Here is a 23,971-nt window from a genome sequence, read left to right on the forward strand (position 1 = left end):
TTGGACGCGTTCAAGCCGGGCGTGAGAAGTCGACCAGCGTCCATCCATGTTCGCGCGCCTGCCGTGCCAGCTTGCGGCTTCGTCCGACGGCATAGCGTTCCTCGGCCAGCGCGAAGCTGGGCGCGTCGCTGGCGTGGTCCGAGTAGAAGCGCAGCCGGCGCCGGCCCGGACCCGCATGTTCGGCGAGCCATTTTTCGATCCGCCGGGCCTTTTCGGCCCCATAGCAGTTGGTTCCGTCGATCGTCGGCAGCCACGCGCCGTCGGCTTCACGCAAGTGCCGCGTCGCGACCACGCCGTCGAATCCGAGCGCCGCGCCGATGGCCTCCGCATAGAATTCGGGCGCAGCGGTGGCGAGCAGCAGGCGATATCCCTCCGCCCGGTCGCGCGCTATCGCCGCCGCGGCTCCGGGCGGAACATCGGCCGGCACGCGCCAAGCGGCGAAGCGCTGTGCCAGATCGGCCGCGCGCGCGGTGGAAATCCGTTTTCCCAGCATCAGCCGGATCGCAGCGGGCTTGAATCGGTCGCGCCCGAACAGTTTCAATCCGGCCCCCGCCAATAGAAGCAGCAGCACTGGCAGCGCCAGCAGCCGCCACGGCGCGACGCGCGCGGCCGCCCACAGCAGGAACAGCGTGAAGGTCGGCTTGCGCAGCACGGTGCGGTCGAGGTCGTAGATTGCGATACGGACGGGGGTGGGCGAGGTCATGGCTTGGGGCTTTCAAAACAGCCGCAGTCGGCGCCCGGTCTTGCCCAGCGACGCCCGGTCGGCGAGCGGCAGCGCGAAGCGCAGGGCGGCCCAGATCGATGCGGCCGCAATCAGGGCGATCAGGGGCAGGGCGACCGGATCCGGCAACTGCGCGGCGAGCAGCGCCGCGCCGCCCGCCGCGACCGTGATCGCGATCCCGTGCAGGGCGACGGTGGGAAACCGGGCATCGAACGGGTGCAGCTTCTCGCTGATCGCGAGTTGGGTCATGGGAATTGCCGCCATCGCGACGAGGCCGATCGACATGGCCAGGGTGACGCCGGTGAGCGGGTCCAGATGCCCGACGATGACCCAGCCCGCGCCGACCGCGATCGCCAGCCCGAACAGGCCCGCGACAAGCTGGTGGCGAAAGGCGGCGACGACCTGAAGCACGGGCAGCGAGATGCCGAGCACCGCCTCGAAAGCGCGCGCGAACAGCAGGATCACGACGGCGGCCTGCGCGACATGCGCTTGCGCCCCGAACAGACTGAGCAGCGACGAACTGCCCGCGGCGAGCACCGCGGCGAGCGGTAGCGCGATCGCAAAGATCAGCCGCGTCGCATAGGCATAGATGTCGGCGACCTGTGCGCGGTCGGCGCGCTCGGCACTCGCGGCAAGCGGCGCGAGCACATAGGAGAAGGCGATGCGAACGAGTTGGACGACGCTCGACAGCTTGCGTGCGATGGTGAACAGCCCCGCCGCCGCGGCGCCCGCCGCACCGGGAAGCAGCAGGTTGAGGATCAGCGCGGGCGCATCGCCGAACAACCGCCCGATGATGTTCGACGGCAGGATCGACAGCCCCGCCCGCAAGGTGTCGCGCTCGGCCGTGCTGCCGCGTCCCCCGCGCCGCAGTTCGGCGAAATCATAATAGCGCGCCAGCAGGCGAACGCACAGCAAGGCGGTCACGGCGAGCGAACAGAGGTGCGCGATGAACAGGCCCTTGAGCCCGAGTCCGCCCGCGAAGAACAGTCCCGCGAACACCAGCCGCAGAATCTGCTCCCAGACGATGCGGAGGCGGATTTCGGCGCCGAATACCATGCGCGCGCGCATCGCGCTGGTCGCGATCTCGACAAAGGCCCACAGCGGCAGTGCCCAGACGAACAGTTGGATCGCGGGTACGACGAGCGGCCGGTCGCGCTCGGCGACGTTGAGCAGCGGCGCCAGGTCGGCGGCGAAGGTCGCGATCAGCGCCGCGACGACCAGGCATGGCACGACGCCGAACAGCATCGCGGTGCGCAGCGCCGCCGCGGCCTCGGCTTCGCTCGCCGACTGCGGCACGGTGCGCTGCAGCGCGTTCGTCATGCCGGCGTCGCAGATATTCTCGAGCAGATTGACCGCCGCCCACAGCACCGCATAGAGCCCATAGCCGGCGAGGCCGAACATCAGGACATAGAGCGGCTGCGCGACGATCTCGATCACCCCGCCCAGTCGTGCGAGCACCGTCGTTCCCAGCCCGCGCGCGACATGGCGGCTGGTCACGGCGGGCTGGGCTGGCGTGTCGGTCATGGTCCGCGCGCCCTAGCGGCAAATTTCGCCCATTACACCCTTCCTCTTCGGGGAAGGGGTTTTATTGCCGCCCCCTTGTCCCTGCCGCGCGACGAGTCTAGTCGAGGCCGCCACGGCATCGGGGGGAGTCAGCATATGGCCCAGTCTCGCCGGACGGGGGACGACCAGGGTAGGGAGGCGGTTGACGCGACAGGCCCCGCTTCAGCCCCGGGGAGTAGGTTCCGCAGGTTTTCGCCCGCGAACGGCTGGTCCGGCTTCATCACCGAACTGGTCATCGTTGTCCTCGGCATCCTGATCGCGCTCGGCACGCAGCAGGCGGCGGACGGGTGGAAAGACCGCAGGGATGTAGCGGCCTTCCGCCGGGCGCTGAACGCCGAACTGGCCTTCAATCTGGCCGCATATCAGACGCGGGCAGCGCAGAGCGATTGCGTGGTGCGCCGGCTGGATCAGCTCGAACAGTGGCAACGGGAGTGGCAGGACGGCGATGGCCCGGCCATGAGCGGGATGATCGGTCGCCCGCTGGCGCCGGGACTGCACCTTGGCGGGTGGCGCAGCGGCGGCGCCGGCATCGCGGGCAAAATGCCGCTGGAGCAGCGGCTGAACTATACCGATGCCTATGATTCCTTCGAACTATATGATTCGCTGCGCTACCGCGAACTGGATGTCTGGTTGGAGCTTTTCGCGTATGATGGCGCTTCGCGGCTGTCGCCGCCGGAGGTCAACAAGCTGCGGGGGTTGATCCTGATGGCACGTTCGATCGACCGTTCGATGACCCTCAACCTGCCCTCTGCCATCGAAATCTCGGCCCAGCTGGAGGTCAAGCCCGAACCTGTTGATCGGGAGGGGCAGGAGCGTTTCATCGCGCTCAGCGGCCTCTGCGCACCGCTCGCCTTTGTCCGTCGCTGAAGCCGGGTGAAACCGGAATTATGGAGCACGGGCGTGCGCGCTGGCGGTAAAGCCACCCATCGCGCCTGCCCTCCTCCGAGGCTGCGGGCTTAATTGCCGCCTCACCCTCTTGCCGACTCTGCCAATCGGGTCTAGTCGGACCCCGACTGCATCAGGGAGCCCGCGCCATGGCCGAATTTCGCCTGCCCAAGAACAGCCGCATCCACAAGGGCGGCACGGTCCACAAGGCCGAGGGCGCGACCAACGTCAAGAAATTCAAGGTTTATCGCTACGACCCCGACAAGGGGGAGAATCCGCATTTCGACACTTTCGAGATCGACCTCGACACCTGTGGTCCGATGGTGCTCGACGCCCTGATCAAGATGAAGAGCGAGCAGGATTCGACGCTGACCTTCCGCCGCTCGTGCCGCGAGGGCATCTGCGGAAGCTGCTCGATGAACCTCAACGGCAAGAACGGCCTCGCCTGCACCACCGCGATCGAGGATCTGAAGGGCGACATCACGATCACCCCGCTGCCGGCGATGGACGTGATCAAGGATCTTGTCCCCGACTTCACCCATTTCTATGCTCAATATGCCTCGATCGAGCCGTGGCTGAAGACCAAGTCGACGACGCCCAGCGGCAAGGAACGGCTCCAGTCGCCCGAGGAGCGCGAGAAGCTCGACGGGTTGTACGAGTGCATCCTGTGCGCCTGCTGCTCGACGAGCTGCCCCAGCTATTGGTGGAACAGCGACAAGTTCCTCGGCCCCGCGATCCTGCTCCAGGCCTATCGCTGGCTCGCCGACAGCCGCGACGAATATACCGGCGAACGGCTCGACGAACTCGAGGATCCCTTCCGTCTCTATCGTTGCCACACGATCATGAATTGCGCCAACGCCTGCCCCAAGGGGCTCAGCCCGGCGCGCGCGATCGCCGAGATCAAGAAGCTGGAAATCGAGCGGCAGGTTTGACGTTGGCTGGCGTCGGCCTGCTCCCCCATTTCTCGAAAGTGCGGACGTGAACGACGGCATCGAGGAACCGAAGCGCCGCGAGAATTTCACCGCCGAGGAACTCGCGGACGGCTGGATAAGCTGGAATATCAAGGACCCGAGCCGCTTCAACGCCTTCATCGAACCGCTTGCGGTCCGGACGGAAGGGCTGACGCCCGACGGACGGCCGCGCGCTCGCGTGCGAATGCATCCGACGCGCAAGCACAGCAATCTCGGCGACAATGTCCATGGCGCGGTCAGCCTGGCGCTCGTCGACATCGCGCTGTTCGCGGCCTCGCATCAGTTCGGCGCGCTCGACGCGGGGCATTCGGTGACGCTCGACCTGTCGACGCAGTTCGTCGGCGCCGGCCGGGTCGGCGAACCGATGGACGCGCTGGTCGAACTGGTGCGCGAGACGGGGCGGCTGGTCTTCCTGCGTGGGCTCGTCGTCCAGGGCGAAGACGATGCGCATATCGTGCTCAGCTTTGCCGGGACGATCCGCAAGGCGAGCCGCAAATGACGGGCGCGGCCGCGAGCGGGGGCTGCCGTTCCGCATGACCGACCTGCTCGCTGCCTATGATAGGCTCGTCGCCGATGGCGAACTGAAGCCCGATCCCGAACAGCGCGCCGCCGCGGAGCGGCTGGCCCGGCTGCAACAGGAACTGGAGGCCGCGCCGCCGCGCGGCAGCCTGCTCTGGCGGATCGCCGGCCGCAGGCCGGAGGCGCCGCGCGGCGTCTATCTGTGGGGCGCGGTCGGGCGCGGCAAGTCGATGCTGATGGACCTCTTCTATGACCGGCTGGCGATCCGGCGAAAGCGGCGGGTCCATTTCCACGCCTTCATGCTGGAGGTGCACGCGCGGATGCGCGAGGTGCGCAAGAGCGAGAGCGGCGACCCCATCCCGCAGGTGGCGGCGGCGCTGGTCGAGGATGTCCGCTGTCTCGCCTTCGACGAGATGGTGGTGAACAACAGCGCCGACGCGATGATCCTCTCGCGGCTGTTCACGGCGCTGATCGGGCATGGCGTGACCGTAGTCGCGACATCGAATCGGCCGCCGTCCGATCTCTATAAGAACGGGCTTAACCGCGAGCATTTTCTGCCATTCGTTGCGTTGATCGAGGCGAAACTCGACGTGATGAGTCTGAACGGCCCGACCGATTATCGCCGGCATCGGCTGGGCGACGGCAAGCGCTGGTTCGTGCCCGCAGACGCGGCGGCGACCGAGGCGCTGTCGGCCGCCTTCTTCCGCCTCACCGACTATCCGCCGGAGGATCGCGCGCACGTCCCCTCGCTCGACCTCGATGTCGGCGGCGGGCGGTTGCTGCACGTGCCAAAGGCGCTGAAGGGCGTCGCCGTCTTCTCCTTCAAGCGGCTGTGCGCAGAGGCGCGGGGCGCGTCCGACTATCTGGCTGTCGCGCGCCATTTCCACACGGTGATCATCGTCGGCATTCCGCGCATGGGGCCGGAAAACCGCAACGAGGCGGCGCGCTTCGTGACGCTGGTCGACGCGCTCTACGAATATAAGGTCAAGCTGCTGGCGAGCGCCGCGGCCGAGCCCGACCAGCTCTATGTCGCCGGCGACGGCGCCTTCGAGTTCGAACGCACGGCAAGCCGTCTCGCCGAAATGCAGTCGGACGATTATCTGGCTCTAGGCCATGGCCAGGATGATGCCGCCGACGATCTTGCCCCAACGCGATGAGTTGATGGCGACATAGGCGACGTTGCGGACGTAGCGGACCTCGTGCGCCAGATGGCCGAACGCCTGCTCGACGACGCGGCGCGCGGTCCGCAGCGGGCGTGGCGCGGCGACCTCGATCCGTCCGGGGCGTGGTGGCGGCAGCGGCAGCGTCGCAAAGCCGCCATTCGTGATCCGCGGATCGTCGGCGACGGCCCGGCACAGTGCTTCCATCCGCGCGACCGCCAGCCAATTGGGCACCGCGCGGTCGCGGCTCAGCAATTCGAAACTGTGGCTGAAAGCCGAGAACTGGATCGCGCCGCTCTCCGCCGCATGGTCGAGCGCGTCGCGCATTTCCTCTTCGGACATCGCGCAGAGCTGAGCGGGGCGAAAGCGGCCGCTGCCTTCCATCAGCCCGCTGACCGGAACCTCGCAGACACCGTGGTGAAAGCGCATGCCCATGTTCGCCGGGTCGAGCGTGATCGCGCAGCCGTGATCCCGATAGGCGCCGTTGAAACTGCTGTCGTAGCGAAAGCCGAGCGCGGCGACCGCGCGCAGCGTGTCGTCGTTGGCGCCGAAGTTGCCGGCGCGGAAGGCAACCGGCCGCGGCACCCCGGCGCGCATCAATATGTCGCGGGCGAGGGCGATCAGCTTCTTCTGCGCCGGCAGGGGGAAATCGGCGATGTTGCGTCCCGTCAGCCGCCCCGCCGGATTGAACGGCGCGAACTGCAGCCATTCGGTATGGATGTGCAACTGCACCTCGTGACCGCGCCGGAGGATCGGCTCGACGATCGCCTCGACGATCCGCGGGCCATGAACCAGCGCGGGCATCGGGTCGACGAAGAAGACGCCCTTCAGGCCGTGGCGTTCGAGCATGTCCATCTGGAACAGGATGCCGAAGTCGCCTTCGCGGCAGCGACCGAGGATCGAGCTTTCGAAATTGGCGCGCGCGTCGACCCCCCGCTGGTGGAGTCCGGCGGAAAGTTCGGTGTCGAAACTGATGATTGCCCGCGTCATCGGCGGGGACCCTAGCGCACAGGGGGTAAAGGAGGGTTAATCGCCGTTCCGGGATTCCCGCTGGAAATGCGGGATCGTCGGCGTGCCTCTGCCGGCTTTCCCCTTCGCCCGCTCCATCGGTTTCGCGCGATCCAGGAGGGCGTCGCTTTCCCCGACGAACGTGCCCCGGAAGCGATGCTTTCCGGCCGCGCCATCGCGGACGTCCAAACCGCCTCGTTCCCCATAATGATATTGCGAACTGTTTGCAGAAAAACCCGGTTATTCGTGCTTTTCGCGGTTGTTTCGCCTGGGGAATCAGCGTAGGGGCGGCGCGAGTCTTGGGACCGGCATGCGGCAATGGCCCGTGCCCCGCCGGTCCGTGAACCGCATTGCCGGGCTTGCCAGAAGGGAGTGCCGCGCGCCATGGGACGCAAGAAGATCGCTTTGGTCGGAGCCGGGATGATCGGGGGCACGCTCGCCCACCTCGCCGCCATGAAGGAAATGGGCGACATCGTCCTCTTCGACATTGCCGAAGGCATGCCCAAGGGCAAGGCGCTCGACCTTGCACAGGCGGGACCGGTCGAGGGCTATGATGCGGGGCTCAAGGGCACGAGCGATTATGCCGACATCGCCGGCGCCGACGTCGTCATCGTCACCGCGGGCGTGCCGCGCAAGCCGGGGATGAGCCGCGACGACCTGCTCGGCATCAACCTCAAGGTCATGAAGGCGGTCGGCGAGGGCATCAAGGCCAACGCTCCCGACGCCTTCGTCATCTGCATCACCAATCCGCTCGACGCGATGGTGTGGGCGCTGCGCGAATTCTCGGGGCTGCCGCACAACAAGGTCGTCGGCATGGCCGGCGTGCTCGATTCGGCCCGCTTCCGCCACTTCCTCGCCGAGGAATTCAACGTCTCGGTCGAGGACGTCACGGCATTCGTGCTCGGCGGGCACGGTGACACGATGGTTCCGGTCATCGAATATTCGACCGTCGCCGGCATCCCGGTTCCCGATCTGATCAAGATGGGCTGGTCGACGCAGGAGCGGATCGACGCGATCGTCGCGCGCACCCGTTCGGGCGGCGGCGAGATCGTCCAGCTCCTCGGCAACGGCTCGGCCTATTACGCCCCCGCGACGAGCGCGATCGCGATGGCCGAAAGCTATCTCAAGGACAAGAAGCGCCTGCTGCCCTGCGCCGCGCATCTGACCGGCCAGTACGGCGTCGACGACCTCTATGTCGGTGTGCCGGTGGTGATCGGGGCGAACGGAGTCGAGCGCGTCGTCGAGATCGCGCTGAACGAAGGCGCGAAGGCGAACTTCGACAAATCGGTCCACGCGGTCCAGGAGCTGCTGGTCGCGTGCAAGGGTCTGGAGCCGAGCCTGGCCTGAGTCCCGACGCCCCGCGAAGGCGGGGCCCGTCGCCCGCCCCCTCGAAACGAGGGTGCGGGTGAACTGGTATCTGGAGGTGGTCCCGCCCGGGGCGCACGGAAAACGGAACGAAAATCTATGAGCATCCTGATCGACAAGAATACCAAGGTCATCACCCAGGGAATGACCGGCGCGACCGGCACTTTCCACACCGAACAGGCGCTCGCCTACGGCACGCAGATGGTCGGCGGCGTGACGCCGGGCAAGGGCGGCACGACGCATATCGGCCTGCCGATGTTCGACACCGTCGCCGAGGCGAAGCAGGCCACCGGCGCGACCGCGTCGGTCATCTATGTGCCGCCGCCGTTCGCCGCCGATTCGATCCTCGAGGCGATCGATGCCGAGGTCGAGCTGATCGTCGCGATCACCGAGGGTATTCCGGTGCTCGACATGGTCAAGGTGAAGCGCGCGCTGTCGGGCTCCAAGTCGCGGCTGATCGGCCCCAACTGCCCCGGCGTGCTGACCCCCGACGAATGCAAGATCGGCATCATGCCGGGTTCGATCTTCAAGAAGGGCAGCGTCGGCGTCGTCTCGCGCTCGGGCACGCTGACCTATGAAGCGGTGTTCCAGACCACGAACGTCGGGCTGGGCCAGACGACCGCGGTCGGCATCGGCGGCGACCCGGTCAACGGCACCAACTTCATCGACGTGCTCGAACTCTTCCTCGCCGACGAGGCGACCAAGTCGATCATCATGATCGGCGAGATCGGCGGCGATGCCGAGGAGCAGGCGGCGCAGTTCCTGATCGACGAGGCGAAGCGCGGCCGCAAGAAGCCGATGGTCGGCTTCATCGCGGGCCGCACCGCGCCTCCGGGGCGCCGCATGGGCCATGCCGGCGCGATCGTGTCGGGCGGCAAGGGCGATGCCGAAAGCAAGATCGCTGCGATGGAAGCCGCGGGCATCACCGTGTCGGCCTCGCCGTCGGAGCTGGGCACGACGCTGGCGGAGGTGCTGAAAGAGCGGGTGTGACCCCCAATTGCTCCCCTTTTTCGTGTGTCCCCGCGAAGGCGGGGACCCATTGCTGCGTCTCCTGGACCCCCGCCTTCGCGGGGGAACACGTCGGGACGATTTAGGATGGTCCCGCCCGGCTATGTCTATATCATGGCGAGCCGGAAAAACGGGACGATCTATATCGGTGTGACCAGCGATTTGCCGAAAAGGGTTTGGCAACATCGCGAAGGCATGATCGAAGGTTTTACGAAGCGTTATGGTTGCAAACTGCTGGTGTGGTTCGATAGCTTTGAAAGCATCCACGACGCCCGGCAGCTTGAAGTGCGGATGAAGAAATGGAACCGGGCGTGGAAGATCAATCGCATCGAGGAGCATAATCCCGAGTGGAATGATTTATCCGAAACGCTGAATTAGGCCTCTGGAGATCGGTCCCTGCCTTCGCAGGGGCACGAATAGGTTGGGAAAATGAACCTCGAACGACAAAGCTTCGACATCGACGAACCGCAGCCCGGACCGAGCTGGGCGCCCAGAAACTGGCCCCTGGTCGACAGCGACGACCTGACTGCCGCGCTCGATCCGCAGCAGATGCAGGTCGCGGTGAAGGCCGCCGCGGCGAAGGCCGGCGCGCCGCTTTCGAACGCCGAGGTCGAGCGCGCGGCCGACGAGGCGATCCGCGCGATGATGCTGATCCGCACCTATCGCGTGCGCGGCCATCTGGCAGCGTCGCTCGACCCGCTCGGCCTGTCGAAGCATGAACTGCCCGCCGACCTCACCCCCGAATATCACGGTTTCGTCGGCGCCGACCAGGATCGGCCGGTCTTCCTCGGCGGAACGCTTGGGCTCGAAAAGGCGACGGTGCGCGAGATCGTGGCGATCCTGCAGGCCAATTATTGCGGGAATGTCGGCCTCGAATACATGCACATCGCCGACGTCGAGGAACGGCGCTTCCTGCAGGACCGGATGGAGGGCGCCGACAAGCATGTCGAGTTCACCCCCGAGGGCAAGCAGGCGATCCTCAACAAGGTGATCGACGCCGAGGAGTGGGAGAAATTCCTCGCCCGCAAATATGTCGGCACCAAGCGCTTCGGCCTCGACGGCGGCGAGGCGATGATCCCCGCGATGGAAGCGATCATCAAATATGGCGGCCAGTACGGCGTGCGCGAGATCGTCTATGGCATGGCGCATCGCGGCCGGCTCAACATGCTCGCGAACGTGATGGCGAAGCCCTATCGCGTCATCTTCCACGAATTCCAGGGCGGCAGCGCGAATCCCGAGGCCGTCGGTGGTTCGGGCGACGTCAAATATCACCTCGGCACCTCGACCGACCGCGAGTTCGACGGCATCTCGGTGCACATGTCGCTGGTGCCCAACCCGTCGCACCTCGAAGCGGTCGATCCGGTGGTGCTCGGCAAGGTGCGCGCGCAGCAGGTGGTGCGCGACGACCTGATCGAGCATGAACAGGTGCTGCCGGTGCTGATCCACGGCGACGCGGCCTTCGCGGGGCAGGGGATCGTCTGGGAATGCCTCGGCTTCTCGGGCATCCGCGGCTACAACACGGGCGGCTGCATCCACTTCATCGTCAACAACCAGATCGGTTTCACGACCAGCCCGCAGTTCGCGCGCTCGTCGCCCTATCCGTCGGACGTCGCGAAGGGTGTCCAGGCGCCGATCCTGCACGTCAACGGCGACGATCCGGAGGCGGTGACCTTCGCCTGCAAGCTGGCGATCGACTTCCGCCAGCAGTTCAAGCGCGACATCGTCATCGACATGTGGTGCTATCGCCGCTTCGGCCATAACGAGGGCGACGAGCCGTCGTTCACCCAGCCGCTGATGTATGCCCGCATTCGCAAGCATCCGGCGGTGTCGGACCTTTATGCGCAGCGGCTGGAGGAAGAAGGGGTGATCGCGGCCGGCGATGCCGACGCGCACCGCCGCGAATTCACCGCGCGGCTCGAGGAAGAGTTCGAAGCGGCGAAGAGCTACAAGCCGAACAAGGCCGACTGGTTCGCCGGCCGCTGGTCGGGGCTGCACATGCCGGGCGATTCCGAACATGCGCGGCGCAATATCGCGACCGGCGTTTCGGAAAAGCTGTTCGACAGCATCGGCCGCATCATGACGACCATTCCCGACGACCTGCAGGTGCACAAGACGTTGCGCCGCGTCATCGACGCGCGCGCCGCGATGTTCGCCGACAAGAAGAATGGCGACGTGTTCGATTGGGCGACCGCCGAATCGCTCGCCTTCGGCACCCTGCTCAGCGAAGGCTATCAGGTGCGCTTGTCGGGCCAGGATTCGGGGCGCGGCACTTTCAGCCAGCGCCACGCCGTCTGGGTCGACCAGACCGACGAGCATAAATATATTCCGCTGAAGACCGTGCCGCACGGCCGCTTCGAGGTGCTCGACAGCCCGCTGTCGGAATATGGCGTGCTCGGTTTCGAATATGGCTATGCGATGGCCGATCCGAAGAGCCTCGTGCTGTGGGAAGCGCAGTTCGGCGACTTCGCCAACGGCGCGCAGATCATGATCGACCAGTTCATCGCGGCGGGCGAGGCCAAGTGGCTGCGTGCCAACGGCCTCGTGATGCTGCTGCCGCACGGCTACGAGGGGCAGGGGCCCGAGCATAGCTCGGCGCGCCTCGAACGCTTCCTGCAACTGTGCGCGGGCGACAATATCCAGGTGTGCAATATTTCGACCCCGTCGAACTATTTCCACGTCCTGCGCCGCCAGATGCTGCGGTCGTTCCGCAAGCCGCTGATCATCATGACGCCCAAGTCACTGCTCCGCCACAAGCTGGCGGTTTCGCAGCGTAGCGACTTCATCGGCGATGCGCATTTCCGGCGCATCATGTCCGATCGCAACCCGCCCGAGGATGGCGCGATCCGGCGCGCCGTCTTCTGCTCGGGCAAGGTCGGCTATGATCTGATGGAGGCGCGCGATGCCGCGGGCCTGACCGACACGACGATCATCCGTATCGAGCAGATCTATCCCTTCCCGGGCGAAGCGCTCGCGGCGCGGCTGAAGCGGATGACGAACCTCGAAGAGGTCGTCTGGGCGCAGGAAGAGCCGCGCAACAACGGCGCGTGGTTCTTCGTCGAGCCGCTGATAGAGGAAGCGCTGGACGAGGCCGGGCACAAGGGCAAGCGCGCCCGCTATGCCGGCCGCGCCGCCGCCGCCTCGCCGGCGACGGGCCTGATGAGCCGCCACCAGACCGAGCAAGGGGCGCTCGTCGCCGATGCGCTCGGCCTGTCGGTACGCGCCGAGATTCGCCGGACGAAGAAGAGATAAGGGCTGGCGCGCCCAACCCGATGCAAAGACAATCCCGATGGTCAGGGGTAGTCCCTGTCCATGGTCCCCAAGGAAGAAGCGATGAGCACCGAAGTCAAAGTCCCCACCCTGGGTGAAAGCGTGACCGAAGCCACGGTCGGCGAATGGCTGAAGCAGCCGGGCGATGCCGTCGCGGTCGATGAACCGATCGCGAGTCTCGAAACCGACAAGGTCGCGGTCGAGGTGCCGTCGCCGGTCGCGGGCGTGATGGGGCAGCAGGTCGCCGCCGTCGGCGACACCGTCGCGGTCGGCGCGGTGATCGCGACGATCGAGGCGGGTTCGGGCAAGGCGCCGGCCGCGGCGCCCGCTCCGGCTGCCAAGGCCGAAGCCGCAGCCCCCGCGCCCGCCGCGACGGCCAGCGACAATGCGGTCGACACGGTGACGACGATGTCGCCCGCGGTGCGCCGCCTCGTGCTCGAACACGGCGTCGATCCCACGAAGATCAAGGGGACCGGCAAGGACGGCCGCCTGACCAAGGAGGATGTGCTCGCCGCCGCCAATGCTGCGCCCGAGGCCGCTCCCGCTCCCGCTGCGCCTGCCGCATCCGCGCCGGCCGCCGGCGGCGCCCCGGGGCGCCGCGAGGAGCGCGTCAAGATGACGCGGATGCGCCAGACGATCGCGAAGCGCCTGAAATCGGCGCAGGAAACCGCGGCGATGCTGACGACCTTCAACGACTGCGACATGTCGGCGGTGATGGCGGCGCGCGAGCGCTATCGCGACAGTTTCGAGAAGAAGCATGGCGTGCGCCTTGGCTTCATGAGCTTCTTCACCAAGGCGGTCGCGCTCGCCGCGCACGATATTCCGGCGGTCAACGGCCGGATCGAGGGCGACGAGATCGTCTATCACGACTATCTGGACGTTTCGGTTGCGGTCAGCGCGCCCAACGGGCTGGTCGTGCCGGTCGTGCGCAATGCCGAGAGCCTGAGCTTCGCCGAGATCGAGAAGGCGATCGCCGACCTCGGCAAGCGCGCCAAGGACGGCACGCTGACGATGGCCGACATGACGGGCGGCACCTTCACCATCTCGAACGGCGGCGTGTTCGGCGGCCTGATGTCAACCCCGATCATCAACCCGCCGCAGTCGGCGGTGCTCGGCCTCCACCGCATCGAGGACCGCCCGGTCGTGCGGAACGGCGAGATCGTGATCCGCCCGATGATGTATCTCGCGCTCAGCTACGATCACCGGCTGGTCGACGGCCGCGAGGCGGTGACCTTCCTCAAGACGATCAAGGAAGCGATCGAGGACCCGACGCGGCTGCTGATCGATCTTTAAATATCCCACATCCGTTCGGGCTGAGCTTGTCGAAGCCCCGTTCTTTTCTTGAGAGCGACGGATTGAAAAGTACGGCCCTTCGACAAGCTCAGGGCGAACGGAGATTGAAATGTCGGACTTTGACTACGACGTCCTTGTCATCGGTGCCGGGCCCGGCGGCTATGTCGCCGCGATCCGCGCGGCGCAGCTGGGCCTGAAGACCGCGTGCGCCGAAGGACGCGAAACACTCGGCGGCACCTGCCTCAACGTCGGCTGCATCCCGTCGAAGGCGATGCTCCACGCGTCCGAATATTTCGAAGCCGCCGCCGGCGGCGCGATGGCGAAGATGGGCATCAAGGTGAAACCCGAACTCGACCTCGATACCATGCACGGCCAGCGCAAGGACGCGGTCAAGGGCCTAACCGGCGGCATCGAGTTCCTGTTCAAGAAGAACAAGGTCGACTGGCTGAAGGGTTATGCGAAATTCACCGCGGCCGACACGGTCGAGGTCGCGGGCAAGGCGGTGCGCGCAAAGAACATCATCGTGGCGACCGGTTCGTCGGTGACACCGCTTCCCGGTGTCGAGGTCGATAACGCCAAGGGCGTGATCGTCGATTCGACCGGCGCGCTCGAACTCGCGAAGGTGCCCGGCCACATGGTGGTGATCGGCGGCGGCGTGATCGGGCTCGAACTCGGCAGCGTGTGGCGCCGCGTTGGCGCCAAGGTGACATGCGTCGAGTTCCTCGATCAGATCCTGCCTGGCATGGACGGCGATGTCCGCAAGGAAGCGAACAAGATTTTCAAGAAGCAGGGCATCGAGTTCAAGCTCAAGACCAAGGTCACGAAGGCCGAGGTGAAGGGCAAGAAGGCGGTGCTGACGCTCGAACCCGCTGCGGGCGGCGATGCGGAGACGCTGGAAGCCGACGTCGTGCTGGTGTCGATCGGGCGCCGCCCGAACACCGACGGGCTCGCGCTCGACAAGGCTGGACTCTCGGTCAACAAGCGGGGGCAGATCGAGGTCGATCATGATTTCCGCACCGCGGTCGACGGCATCTGGGCGATCGGCGACGTTGTGCCGGGGCCGATGCTCGCGCACAAGGCCGAGGACGAAGGCATCGCCTGCGCGGAGAATATCGCGGGACTGACCGGCATCGTGAACCATGATGTCATCCCGTCGGTCGTCTACACCATGCCCGAGATCGCCGGGGTCGGCCTGACCGAGGAAGCCGCAAAGGAGCGGGGAGAGGTCAAGGTCGGCAAATTCCCGATGCTCGCGAACAGCCGCGCCAAGACGAACCACGAGCCCGACGGCTTCGTCAAGGTGATCGCCGACGCGAAGAGCGACCGCGTGCTGGGCGTCTGGTGCATCGCCAGCGTCGCCGGCACGATGATCGCGCAGGCCGCGCAGGCGATGGAATTCGGTGCGACGAGCGAGGACATCGCCTACACCTGCCACGCGCATCCGACGCACAGCGAGGCGGTGAAGGAAGCCGCGATGGCGGTGACGGGCAAGCCGATCCATATCTGACGCCGCCGTCGGCGGTCGGGGCACGAACGGGGGAGAGTGACGATGGCGGCACGACTGGGATTATGGATGGCGGCATCGATGGCGGCGGCGTGGCCGCTCGCCGTACAGGCGGCCGATGACGCCGTTCCGGCTGCTGCCGCGCCTGATCTTTCGGTCGTCAGCCAGCGCCTCGACGCGTTGCTCGACCGCGATTATCCGGCGCTCGAAGCGCTTTACAAGGATCTGCACGCGCACCCCGAACTGGGGATGCAGGAGGTGCGCACCGCCGGTATTCTCGCGACGCGTCTGCGCGAGGCCGGTTTCACCGTGACCGAGAAGGTCGGCGGCACCGGCGTCGTCGGCGTGCTCCGCAATGGCGCGGGGCCGACGATCCTCGTCCGCGCCGACATGGATGCGCTGCCGCTCGAGGAAAAGACCGGCCTGCCGTGGGCGAGCAAGGCGCGCGCGACCTATGAGGGCAAGGATGTGCCGGTGATGCACGCCTGCGGTCACGATACGCATGTCGCCTATTTGGTCGGCGTCGCGCAGGCGCTCTCCGCGATGCGTGACAGCTGGTCGGGGACGGTGGTGCTGATCGGTCAGCCCGCCGAAGAGCCGCTGAAGGGCGCCCGGGCGATGCTCGACGACGGGTTGTTCAAGCGCTTTCCCAAGCCCGATTTCGGCTTTGCCGCGCATGTCAGCAACCTGCCTTCGGGTGTGGTGGCGATCAAGGCCGGGCCGTCTTCTTCGGCGTCCGACAGCTATTCGGTCGTCTTTCACGGTCGCGGCGGCCACGGCTCGATGCCCGCTGCGACGATCGATCCGATTCCGATCGCGGCGCGCTTCGTCACCGACGTACAGACGGTGATCAGCCGCGAAAAGGACCCGGCGGCGTTCGGCGTGCTGACAATTGGTGCGATCCAGGCCGGCAGCGCACCCAACATCATCCCCGACAGCGCCGAGGTGAAGGTCAACCTTCGTTCGCAGGCGCCCGACGTGCGCGAACTGCTGCGCAGCGGCACTGCGCGCGCGGCAAAGGCGGCGGCGCAGATGGGTAACGCGCCCGCGCCGACGATCAGCTATCTGGGCGGCACCGGCGTGCTGATGAACGACGAGGGCATGGCGGCCGCGGCAGCCGCGATGCTGAAACCCGTGTTCGGCGACCGCCTCGCCTTCGCTCCGGCGAGCGCGCCGCCGATGTCGGGCAGCGAGGATTTCTCCGAATTCGTCGATGCCGGTGTCCCGTCGATCTTCTTCGCGATCGGTGGCTACGATCCCGCTGTTCTCGCCGCGCTCAAGGCGAAGGGCGAACCGGCGCCGACCAACCACTCGCCCTTCTTCGCCCCGCAGGCCGAGCCCGCGATCCGTAACGCGGTGACGGCGATCGTGCTGTCGATCGTCGGCGGCGTTCGGCCGGCGGAGCGCTGATCGGCCCGCGCCGATGGATGCCATCGACAACGCGCTGCTCGTCCGCCTGCTCGACCTTGTCGGGATCGGCGTGTTTGCGCTGTCGGGCGCGCTGATGGCGGTGCGGTTGCGGCAGACTTTGGTTACGGCCTGCTTCTTTGCTCTGGTCACGGGTGTCGGTGGCGGCAGCGTGCGCGACCTGCTGATCGGCGCGCCGGTGTTCTGGGTCCAGGACGGCGCGATCGCCGCGGTGTGCATCGCGATCGCGCTGACCGTCTGGCTCACCCCCGAACGCTGGTGGCGGCGCGGGCAGTTGCTCGAATGGGCCGATGCGGTCGGCCTCGCTGCCTACAGCGTCTTCGGCACCGCCAAGGCGATGGCGTGGGGTGTGCCGCCTGTGCCGGCGCTGATGATGGGCGTCATCACAGGCTGCGTTGGGGGCACGATCCGCGACGTGCTGGCGGGCGTGCCGTCGATCATCATGCGCCCCGAAATCTATGTGACCGCGGGGGCGCTGGCATCGGGCCTGTTCCTGGCGCTGCTCTGGCTCGGCGCGGGGACGGCGGTGGCGGCGGTGACGGGCGCGACCGCGGGTTTCATCCTGCGCGGCGTGGCGATCCGCTGGTCGCTGGGCCTGCCAACCTATGGCCGTGCCGGCGGCGACGGGGCAAGCTGACGCTTGACCGGGGCGCGCGGCGCGGCAAGGTTGGCATCCTTTGGCAGGGGACACGCATGACGACCGACCGGACGACCGCCAACGGCATCAGCATCGCCTTCGAGGACAAGGGGCCGCGCGATGCGCCCGCGATCCTGCTCGTCATGGGATTGGGCGGGCAGCTGACGCTGTGGCCCGACGAGTTCGTCGATGCGCTGGTCGCGCGCGGGTTCCGTACCATCCGCTACGACAATCGCGACGTCGGCCTGTCCACCCGCTTCGATGCGGCGGGGGTGCCTAACCTGAAATGGATGTTCGTCAAGGCCGCGCTGGGCTTGCCGGTGCGCAGCGCCTACCGGCTCGCCGACATGGCCGACGACGGCGTCGCGCTGCTTGACCGTCTGGAGATCGACCGGGCGCATGTCGTCGGCGCGTCGATGGGCGGGATGATCGCGCAGCATATCGCCGCCAGCCATCCGGGCCGCACCTTGTCGCTCACCTCGATCATGTCGACAACCGGCAACCGTCGCCTGCCGCGCGCGAAGAAGGAAGCGATGCAGGTGCTGGCGAACCGGCCGATGAGCGGCGATCCGGAAGACATGATCGCCTATTCGGTGCGCGCCGCGCGGGTCATCGGCAGCCCCGGCTATCCGGCGGAGGAGGAGCGTTTGCAGCGCCGGGTGCGCGGCGATTTTGAGCGCGGCTGGTATCCGCAGGGCGTCGCGCGCCAGATGGCGGCGATCGTTGCCGACGGCGACCGGCGCCCGATGCTGAAGGCGGTGCGGGCGCCGACCCTCGTCATCCATGGCGAGGCCGACCCGCTGGTCCCGATCGCGGGCGGCCGGGACACGGCGGCGCATATCGCGGGGGCGCGGCTGATGACGATCCCCGGCATGGGGCACGACCTGCCGCTGGCGCTGGTCGACACGCTCGCCGATGCGATCGCGGAGCATGCTAGGGGCGCGGCCGTGGCGGCCTGATCGGCCGTCACCTCAACAGCAACGCCAGCGCGGCGAACACGCCTTTCGGGCTGGTCGCGCCCGGCCGCGGCACCACCGGCAGATAGGCGCGGCAGTCGAGGCACGCCGCCTGCACCGACCCCGACTCCGACAGCATCGACAGGTCCTGCACCAGCCGGCGTTCGGCCAGCTGCCGGTTCATCGCCGCGATGCCGAACCAGCCGCGCGGCGCGGCGGTATCGGCGCTGTCGTCGCGCGTCAGGCTGGCGAGCAGCTTCGACCACTCGCTCGGTTCGTCCTCGAAATATTTGGCGTGGAAGGCGCCGTCGACCTTTGCCAGCTTCGCCGCCGCGGCCAGCGCGTCGGGCAGGCCGCCGAACTGGTCGACCAGCCCGATCTGGCGCGCGGTTCCGCCCGCCCATACCCGGCCTTCGGCGATCGGCAGCACCTTGTCGAGCGGCTGCTTGCGGCTCTTGGCGACGAGGCCGGTGAAGCGGGCATAGATTTGCTCGACGCTCGCCTGCGCGAGCTGGTTGAACGGTTCGTTGACGCCGCCCAATATGTCGGGCTGGCCCGACAGCGGCGTCGTCGCGATGCCGTCGGTGGTCACGCCGATCTTTGCCAGTGTCTGATCGAAACTCGGCAGGATGCCGAAGACACCGATCGAGCCGGTGATCGTGTCGGGCTCTGCGAAGATGCGGTCGGCGGGGGTCGAGATCCAGTAGCCGCCCGACGCCGCGACATTGGCCATCGAGACGACGATCGGCAGCTTCTTCGCCTTGGCGGCGAGCAGCGCCTGGCGAATCTGTTCGGACGCCAGCACCGATCCGCCCGGCGAATCGACGCGCAGCACGATCGCCTTCACCCCGCCGTCGCTCGCGGCGTCGAGGATGTGACCGGCGATCGTTTCCCCGCCGGCGGTTCCGTTCGAGGCTTCGCCGTCGACGATCTCGCCCGCCACCGGGATCACCGCGATCGCGCGGCCCTTCTGCGCGGGCGGATTGGCGGCGACCCAATTGTCGAGCGGGATGGCGTTATAATCCCACGGCCGGCTGTCGTCCGCGGCGCCGCTGATTTCGGCCACGCGCGCGCCGAATGCCATGCGTCCGCCAAGCTTGTCGACCAGCCCGGCGGACAGCGATGCCTGGCCCAAGTCGCCGCTTGCCGCCCGGACCGCGCCCGGCGTGTCGGCGATGAAAGCGTCGAGCTTTGCCTTCGGCCTTGCCGCCTTCACGTCGGCGAGCCACTTGTCCCACAGCACGCCGGCATAGGCGAGGTCGGCCTGCTTCGCCTCGGGCGACTGGTCGCCGCGCAGATAGGGCTCGACCGCGCTCTTGAAGGTGCCGACGCGATAGATGTGGGCGGTGATGCCGAGCCGGTCCATCAGCCCCTTGTAATAGAGGCGCGACCCGCCGGGCCCGGCGATGGCGACGCCGCCCATGTCGTCGGCCCATATCTCGCTGGCGTGCGCCGCGACCTGATAGCTGTCGGTCGTGTAGGCGGTGGCGAAGGCGAGCACCGGCTTTTTCTTCGCGCGCACCTTGTCGATCGCGGCGCCGATCTCTGCGAGCGAGACCTGCCCGCCGCCCAGGAAGCGGTCGAGATCGAGGACGACCGAGGTCACGCGCTTGTCGTCGGCGGCGGTTTCGAGCGCCTGGACGATGTCGCGGACGCGATATTCGCGAAGCTGCGCGCCGCCCGAAAGCGCCGCGAACGGGTCGATTTCCGCCGGCTGCTCGGTGACGATTCCGTCGAGTTGGAGCAGGAGCGCCCCGTTGCTGACCGGCAGCGAGGCGTTGGGACGGCCCGCGAGCAGGCCGAACAGCGCCGCGAAGAACAGCAGCAGGAAGACGAGCGCCAGCCCATCCTTGATCGCCACGAGCAGCCGCCAGACCCGGCGCGGAAAGCTGATCGTGCCGCGCGGCGCATCGTCGCCGGGCAGCCGACGGCGTACGGGGATGGCCCAGGGGCCGGCGGGATTCGGGGCGGAGGTTGGGGCGTCGGTCATTGTGCAAATCTAGTGCGTGATGATCCGAGATGGAACCGTCATTGCGAAGAGCCGAAGACGGCGAAGCGATCCCATCTCTCCTCGCGCTTGCGGGAGGGGAGACGGCGTCACAGCCATCCTTCCTGCCGGTACCAGCGCACCGTCTCGGCGAGGGCATCGGCGGTGTCGACGGCGGGGCGCCACAGGTCGGGCGGCGGACAGGCGCCCTCTGCCGCCACCCAGTCCGGATGCGCGATATAGCGGGCGCGGTCGGCGGTCAGCTTGGCGCGGTGGCGGCGCACCAGCATGTCGAGTCGGCCTCCGGCGTGCAGCAGCGGCGCCGGGACAGCGAGCGTCGCGACGCGATCGCGCCTGACGGCGCGGCCGATGGCGCGCGCGAAGCCGCGATGCGACCAGCCGCCGGGCTGGCCGTCGTCGGGTTCGTAGGTCTGCCCGACGCCGGCATGGCGCTCTGCCGCGAGCGCGACCAGCAGCCGCGCCAGTTCGTCGACGTAGATCGCCGATATCCGGCCGCGCGGTGGGATCAGCATCAGGCCGCGCCGCGCCATGCGGAACAGGTCGAGCATCTCGGTATCCCCGGGGCCGAAGACGGCGGGCGGGCGTACGATCGTCCAGTCGAGTCCGCTCGCCTCGACGATCGTCTCGGCGCGCGCCTTCGACCAGCCATAGTGCGACAGGCCGGGTTCGCGCGCGGCGAGCGAGGAAACGTGGACGAAGCGCCGCACCCCGGCGCCGCGCGCGGCCTCGACGACATTCGCCGTGGCGACCGCGTTGCCCGCCTCGAACGCTGCGCGGGTCGGGACGTTGACCACGCCCGCGATGTGGAGCAGCGCGTCGGCCCCGGCCACCATCTCTGTAAGGCTGTCGGCCCGGTCGAGCGCGCCGGCGATCCATGTGACGCCGTCGCGCGCCTCCTGCGCCCGGCGGGTGAGCGCGCGGACGTGCCAGCCGGCTTCGACCGCCTGGCGCAGCGTCGCGCGCCCGACGAAGCCGGTTGCGCCGGTCATCGCCAGCGTGGGTTGCATCAGAGCCGCCCCGGCACGGGAAAGATTTGGTCGCGCGTCATCACAGCAGCACCATATGATCGCGATGGACGACTGCACTGCGCGGCGTATGGCCGAGCGCCGCCTCCTGCGCGTCACGCCCGAGGCCGAGGATCGCCGCGGCGTCGGCGACCGGATATTCGGACAGGCCGCGCGCGACGATGCGCCCGTCGGGCCCCGCGATATCGACGATGTCGCCGCGCGCGAAATCACCGCTGGCGGCGGTGACGCCCGCCGCGAGCAGGCTGGCGCCGCCCTGTAGCGCGCGGACCGCGCCAGCGTCGATGGCGAGCCGGCCCTTGACGGTCAGCCGTCCCGCGAGCCACGCCTTGCGCGCGCTGGCCCCCCGTTTGGGGAGGAACAGCGTATGCCGCGCCTCGGCCGACAGCGGCCGGTCGATGCGGCCCGATGCGATCGCGAGATGCGCGCCCGCGGCGTTGGCGATGCGCGCTGCCGCGATCTTCGACACCATGCCGCCCGATCCCATGCCCGAAGCCGACCCGGCGTCGGCCATCGCCTCGATCTGCGCGTCGATGCGCTCGACCCTTGCGATATGACGTGCGCCGGGGATCGCAGGATTGCGGTCGTAGAGCCCGTCGACGTCGGACAGCAGCACGACGCCGTCCGCCCCGGCCGCCTGCGCGACGCGCGCCGCGAGCCGGTCGTTGTCGCCGAAGCGGATTTCGGCGGTCGCGACGCTGTCATTCTCGTTGATGATCGGCACGACGCGCAGCGAGAGCAGCCGGTCGAGCGTGGCCGCGGCGTTGAGGTAGCGGCGACGATGTTCGAGGTCGTCGAGGGTGACGAGCATCTGTGCCGCGGTCAGCCCCTCGGCACCGAGCAACTCGGCCCAAACTTGCGACAGCGCGATCTGCCCCGTCGCGGCGGCGGCCTGCGCATCCTCCAGGCTCGCGCGCCCGCCCTTGGCGAGCCCCAGCCGCCGCGCGCCCAGCGCGATCGCGCCCGACGACACGACCGCGACCTGCTGCCCGGACCGCGCGCGCGCGGCAATATCGGCGGCGATCCCCGCGACCCAGTCGCGCCGCACCGCGCCATCGGGATCGACGAGCAGCGCCGATCCGATCTTGACGATCAGCCGCGGACAGGAGGCGGGAGGGAACAGCATCATGCCGCCGCCGATAGCGCGCGCGGCGCGGCGCGCCAATGCGAATATCCCCGAGTCGCACCGCGCAATCTTCTTTCAAAGTATATTAAGTACACGGTACGTCCCCTCCCTCTTTCTGCCTTCTCCGCGAGGCGAAAGGCGGTGCGCGGGAGGAGGGAAGCGGACAGTCGGAGAGACATGAATGCGGAGGCTATCGCGGCGGTGCAATGTAGGACAGCGGAAAATCGCCGGCATGGCGGGGTGAAGAAATAGCCGTTCGGCGTGGATTCCAGACATACCCTGTCTTCGTCATTCCCGCGAAAGCGGGGATCCAGGGATAGGTCGGCCGACGCATGCTCTGGATTCCCGCTTTCGCGGGAATGACGAAGGGAAAATGGGAATGGCGCCTTTCGGGCGAAACCGGCTGGCCTGCGGTTTCGCCCGCCAGGTCGTTCAGATCGGCGACCAATCGCCGCCGGCGTCTTCTCTTTCGTCGCTGCCCGGTTCGGGATGGTCGATCGCTTCGAGCAATTTGTCGAGCACTGCCTCGACTCCCGCGCCGCTCGCGCCCGAGAGCGCCATCACGGGCTTGCCGCTTTCTTCGGCGAGTTCCGCCGACAGCGCCGCGATCAGTTCGTCGTCTAGCGTGTCGACCTTGTTGAGTGCGACGATCACCGGCTTGTCGGTCAGCCCGGCGCCATAGGCCTCTAGTTCGTCGCGCACGATGCGATAGCTGGTCGCGACATTCTCGTCATTGGCGTCGACGAGGTGTAGCAGCACGCGGCAGCGTTCGATATGGCCGAGGAAGCGGTCGCCGATCCCAGCGCCGTCGGCGGCGCCCTCGATCAGGCCGGGAATATCGGCGATCACGAATTCGCGGCCCTTGTGGCTGACCACGCCGAGCTGCGGCCGCGTCGTGGTGAAGGCATAGGCACCGACCTTGGCCTGCGCGTTGGTGACCGCGTTGATGAAGGTCGACTTGCCGGCGTTGGGCAGGCCGACAAGCCCCGCGTCGGCGAGCAGTTTCAGCCGCAGCCACACCCACATCTCCTCGCCCGGCCAGCCGGGGCCATGCTGGCGCGGCGCGCGGTTGGTCGAACTCTTGTAGCTCGCATTGCCGCGCCCGCCGTCGCCGCCGCGCAGGAAGACGACGCGCTCGCCCGCCCGGGTCAGATCGGCGAGCAGCGTCCGTTCGTCATCGTCGGCGAGGATCTGCGTGCCCACCGGCACCTCGATCACCAGATCGTCGCCGCCCGCGCCGGTGCGGTCGCGGCCCGCGCCGGGGGTTCCGCGCCTCGCCTTGAAATGCTGGGTATAGCGGAAGTCGATCAGCGTATTCAGCCCGGCGACCGCCTCGAACACGACGTCGCCGCCCTTGCCGCCGTTGCCGCCGTCGGGGCCGCCATATTCGATATATTTCTCACGCCGAAAGCTGACGGCGCCGGGGCCGCCGTCGCCCGACTTGATGAAGATCTTGGCCTGATCGAGGAAATGCATCGCCGCCCTTTACGGGGAAGGCGGGGACTTGGCTAGGGATCGTCGCCCCGG

20 protein-coding genes are annotated in these 23,971 nt (G+C 67.6%); 13 read left to right on the top strand and 7 right to left on the bottom strand.

The annotated features are described in order from the left end of the window. Positions 1-10 precede the first annotated feature (10 nt). Complete coding sequence (locus SGR02S_RS06835) at positions 11-703, bottom strand: HAD family hydrolase (RefSeq protein WP_067107149.1); 693 nt, start codon at positions 701-703, stop codon at positions 11-13. A gap of 12 nt (positions 704-715) precedes the next feature. Continuing rightward, positions 716-2,245, bottom strand: coding sequence for a lipopolysaccharide biosynthesis protein (locus tag SGR02S_RS06840; RefSeq protein ID WP_067107152.1), 1,530 nt, complete (start codon positions 2,243-2,245; stop codon positions 716-718). A 135-nt stretch (positions 2,246-2,380) separates the two neighbouring features. Between SGR02S_RS06840 and SGR02S_RS06845 the strand changes: the two genes are divergently transcribed. The 4 genes from SGR02S_RS06845 to zapE all read left to right on the top strand — a co-directional run bounded on the left by SGR02S_RS06845 (position 2,381) and on the right by zapE (position 5,816). Further along, positions 2,381-3,151 (top strand): hypothetical protein, encoded by a 771-nt coding sequence (locus tag SGR02S_RS06845; RefSeq protein ID WP_067107155.1) that lies wholly within the window; start codon positions 2,381-2,383, stop codon positions 3,149-3,151. Between the two features lie 167 nt (positions 3,152-3,318). Further along, positions 3,319-4,101, top strand: a complete 783-nt coding sequence (locus tag SGR02S_RS06850; RefSeq protein ID WP_067107158.1) for a succinate dehydrogenase iron-sulfur subunit — start codon at positions 3,319-3,321, stop codon at positions 4,099-4,101. A 46-nt stretch (positions 4,102-4,147) separates the two neighbouring features. Next, positions 4,148-4,639, top strand: a complete 492-nt coding sequence (locus SGR02S_RS06855; protein WP_082737069.1) for a PaaI family thioesterase — start codon at positions 4,148-4,150, stop codon at positions 4,637-4,639. Between the two features lie 34 nt (positions 4,640-4,673). After that, positions 4,674-5,816 (top strand): cell division protein ZapE, encoded by a 1,143-nt coding sequence (zapE, locus tag SGR02S_RS06860; RefSeq protein WP_067107161.1) that lies wholly within the window; start codon positions 4,674-4,676, stop codon positions 5,814-5,816. Here the strand turns inward: zapE and SGR02S_RS06865 are convergent. Then, on the bottom strand, positions 5,766-6,809 hold the full coding sequence (locus tag SGR02S_RS06865) for a polysaccharide deacetylase family protein (RefSeq protein ID WP_067107164.1): 1,044 nt from the start codon (positions 6,807-6,809) through the stop codon (positions 5,766-5,768). The genes zapE and SGR02S_RS06865 overlap by 51 nt on opposite strands. A gap of 402 nt (positions 6,810-7,211) precedes the next feature. On the opposite strand from SGR02S_RS06865, the gene mdh reads away from it, so the two are divergent. The 9 genes from mdh to SGR02S_RS06910 all read left to right on the top strand — a co-directional run bounded on the left by mdh (position 7,212) and on the right by SGR02S_RS06910 (position 18,288). Beyond that, entirely contained in the window at positions 7,212-8,174 is a 963-nt protein-coding gene (gene mdh / locus SGR02S_RS06870) for a malate dehydrogenase (RefSeq protein ID WP_067107167.1), read from the top strand. Between the two features lie 117 nt (positions 8,175-8,291). After that, positions 8,292-9,182 carry a succinate--CoA ligase subunit alpha gene (gene sucD, locus SGR02S_RS06875; protein ID WP_067107169.1) on the top strand — a complete coding sequence of 297 codons (891 nt, stop codon included), beginning with the start codon at positions 8,292-8,294 and terminating at the stop codon, positions 9,180-9,182. Between the two features lie 105 nt (positions 9,183-9,287). Then, entirely contained in the window at positions 9,288-9,578 is a 291-nt protein-coding gene (locus tag SGR02S_RS06880) for a GIY-YIG nuclease family protein (RefSeq protein WP_067107173.1), read from the top strand. A gap of 51 nt (positions 9,579-9,629) precedes the next feature. Continuing rightward, the gene (locus SGR02S_RS06885) at positions 9,630-12,449 is read left to right on the top strand and encodes a 2-oxoglutarate dehydrogenase E1 component (RefSeq protein ID WP_067107176.1); all 2,820 of its coding nucleotides are present in this window, start codon (positions 9,630-9,632) and stop codon (positions 12,447-12,449) included. An 81-nt stretch (positions 12,450-12,530) separates the two neighbouring features. Further along, a complete protein-coding gene (gene odhB, locus SGR02S_RS06890; protein ID WP_067107179.1) occupies positions 12,531-13,760 on the top strand; it encodes a 2-oxoglutarate dehydrogenase complex dihydrolipoyllysine-residue succinyltransferase in 1,230 nt (409 codons plus the stop codon). 109 nt (positions 13,761-13,869) lie between these two features. Continuing rightward, on the top strand, positions 13,870-15,267 hold the full coding sequence (gene lpdA / locus SGR02S_RS06895; RefSeq protein ID WP_067107182.1) for a dihydrolipoyl dehydrogenase: 1,398 nt from the start codon (positions 13,870-13,872) through the stop codon (positions 15,265-15,267). A 42-nt stretch (positions 15,268-15,309) separates the two neighbouring features. After that, positions 15,310-16,674, top strand: a complete 1,365-nt coding sequence (locus tag SGR02S_RS06900) for an amidohydrolase (RefSeq protein ID WP_241942588.1) — start codon at positions 15,310-15,312, stop codon at positions 16,672-16,674. Between the two features lie 13 nt (positions 16,675-16,687). Beyond that, positions 16,688-17,329, top strand: a complete 642-nt coding sequence (locus SGR02S_RS06905) for a trimeric intracellular cation channel family protein (protein WP_067107185.1) — start codon at positions 16,688-16,690, stop codon at positions 17,327-17,329. A gap of 56 nt (positions 17,330-17,385) precedes the next feature. Continuing rightward, positions 17,386-18,288: an alpha/beta fold hydrolase gene (locus SGR02S_RS06910; protein WP_067107188.1), complete on the top strand. Its 903-nt coding sequence runs from the start codon at positions 17,386-17,388 to the stop codon at positions 18,286-18,288. A 7-nt stretch (positions 18,289-18,295) separates the two neighbouring features. On the opposite strand, the gene sppA is transcribed toward SGR02S_RS06910, so the two are convergent. From sppA to obgE, 4 genes are all read right to left on the bottom strand, one after another. Beyond that, positions 18,296-20,275: a signal peptide peptidase SppA gene (gene sppA / locus SGR02S_RS06915; protein WP_156482996.1), complete on the bottom strand. Its 1,980-nt coding sequence runs from the start codon at positions 20,273-20,275 to the stop codon at positions 18,296-18,298. Between the two features lie 107 nt (positions 20,276-20,382). Beyond that, positions 20,383-21,300, bottom strand: a complete 918-nt coding sequence (locus tag SGR02S_RS06920; RefSeq protein WP_255211410.1) for an NAD-dependent epimerase/dehydratase family protein — start codon at positions 21,298-21,300, stop codon at positions 20,383-20,385. A 40-nt stretch (positions 21,301-21,340) separates the two neighbouring features. Then, positions 21,341-22,447 carry a glutamate 5-kinase gene (gene proB / locus SGR02S_RS06925; RefSeq protein ID WP_067107229.1) on the bottom strand — a complete coding sequence of 369 codons (1,107 nt, stop codon included), beginning with the start codon at positions 22,445-22,447 and terminating at the stop codon, positions 21,341-21,343. Between the two features lie 429 nt (positions 22,448-22,876). Continuing rightward, positions 22,877-23,920, bottom strand: coding sequence for a GTPase ObgE (gene obgE, locus SGR02S_RS06935; RefSeq protein WP_067107194.1), 1,044 nt, complete (start codon positions 23,918-23,920; stop codon positions 22,877-22,879). Positions 23,921-23,971: the final 51 nt, after the last annotated feature.

Origin of the sequence: Sphingopyxis granuli NBRC 100800, from assembly GCF_001591045.1 — a bacterium.
Classification (GTDB): Bacteria; Pseudomonadota; Alphaproteobacteria; order Sphingomonadales; family Sphingomonadaceae; genus Sphingopyxis; species Sphingopyxis granuli.

What these genes read in the sequence shown, in the direction of transcription:
- lpdA (WP_067107182.1), top strand. Translation starts at nt 13,870, where the DNA reads ATGTCGGACTTTGACTACGACGTCCTTGTCATCGGTGCCGGGCCCGGC.
- mdh (WP_067107167.1), top strand. Translation starts at nt 7,212, where the DNA reads ATGGGACGCAAGAAGATCGCTTTGGTCGGAGCCGGGATGATCGGGGGC.
- sucD (WP_067107169.1), top strand. Translation starts at nt 8,292, where the DNA reads ATGAGCATCCTGATCGACAAGAATACCAAGGTCATCACCCAGGGAATG.
- SGR02S_RS06835 (WP_067107149.1), bottom strand. Translation starts at nt 703, where the DNA reads ATGACCTCGCCCACCCCCGTCCGTATCGCAATCTACGACCTCGACCGC.
- SGR02S_RS06840 (WP_067107152.1), bottom strand. Translation starts at nt 2,245, where the DNA reads ATGACCGACACGCCAGCCCAGCCCGCCGTGACCAGCCGCCATGTCGCG.
- SGR02S_RS06845 (WP_067107155.1), top strand. Translation starts at nt 2,381, where the DNA reads ATGGCCCAGTCTCGCCGGACGGGGGACGACCAGGGTAGGGAGGCGGTT.
- SGR02S_RS06880 (WP_067107173.1), top strand. Translation starts at nt 9,288, where the DNA reads ATGGTCCCGCCCGGCTATGTCTATATCATGGCGAGCCGGAAAAACGGG.
- SGR02S_RS06900 (WP_241942588.1), top strand. Translation starts at nt 15,310, where the DNA reads ATGGCGGCACGACTGGGATTATGGATGGCGGCATCGATGGCGGCGGCG.
- SGR02S_RS06850 (WP_067107158.1), top strand. Translation starts at nt 3,319, where the DNA reads ATGGCCGAATTTCGCCTGCCCAAGAACAGCCGCATCCACAAGGGCGGC.
- sppA (WP_156482996.1), bottom strand. Translation starts at nt 20,275, where the DNA reads ATGACCGACGCCCCAACCTCCGCCCCGAATCCCGCCGGCCCCTGGGCC.
- zapE (WP_067107161.1), top strand. Translation starts at nt 4,674, where the DNA reads ATGACCGACCTGCTCGCTGCCTATGATAGGCTCGTCGCCGATGGCGAA.
- SGR02S_RS06865 (WP_067107164.1), bottom strand. Translation starts at nt 6,809, where the DNA reads ATGACGCGGGCAATCATCAGTTTCGACACCGAACTTTCCGCCGGACTC.
- odhB (WP_067107179.1), top strand. Translation starts at nt 12,531, where the DNA reads ATGAGCACCGAAGTCAAAGTCCCCACCCTGGGTGAAAGCGTGACCGAA.
- proB (WP_067107229.1), bottom strand. Translation starts at nt 22,447, where the DNA reads ATGATGCTGTTCCCTCCCGCCTCCTGTCCGCGGCTGATCGTCAAGATC.
- SGR02S_RS06905 (WP_067107185.1), top strand. Translation starts at nt 16,688, where the DNA reads ATGGATGCCATCGACAACGCGCTGCTCGTCCGCCTGCTCGACCTTGTC.
- SGR02S_RS06910 (WP_067107188.1), top strand. Translation starts at nt 17,386, where the DNA reads ATGACGACCGACCGGACGACCGCCAACGGCATCAGCATCGCCTTCGAG.
- SGR02S_RS06885 (WP_067107176.1), top strand. Translation starts at nt 9,630, where the DNA reads ATGAACCTCGAACGACAAAGCTTCGACATCGACGAACCGCAGCCCGGA.
- obgE (WP_067107194.1), bottom strand. Translation starts at nt 23,920, where the DNA reads ATGCATTTCCTCGATCAGGCCAAGATCTTCATCAAGTCGGGCGACGGC.
- SGR02S_RS06920 (WP_255211410.1), bottom strand. Translation starts at nt 21,300, where the DNA reads ATGCAACCCACGCTGGCGATGACCGGCGCAACCGGCTTCGTCGGGCGC.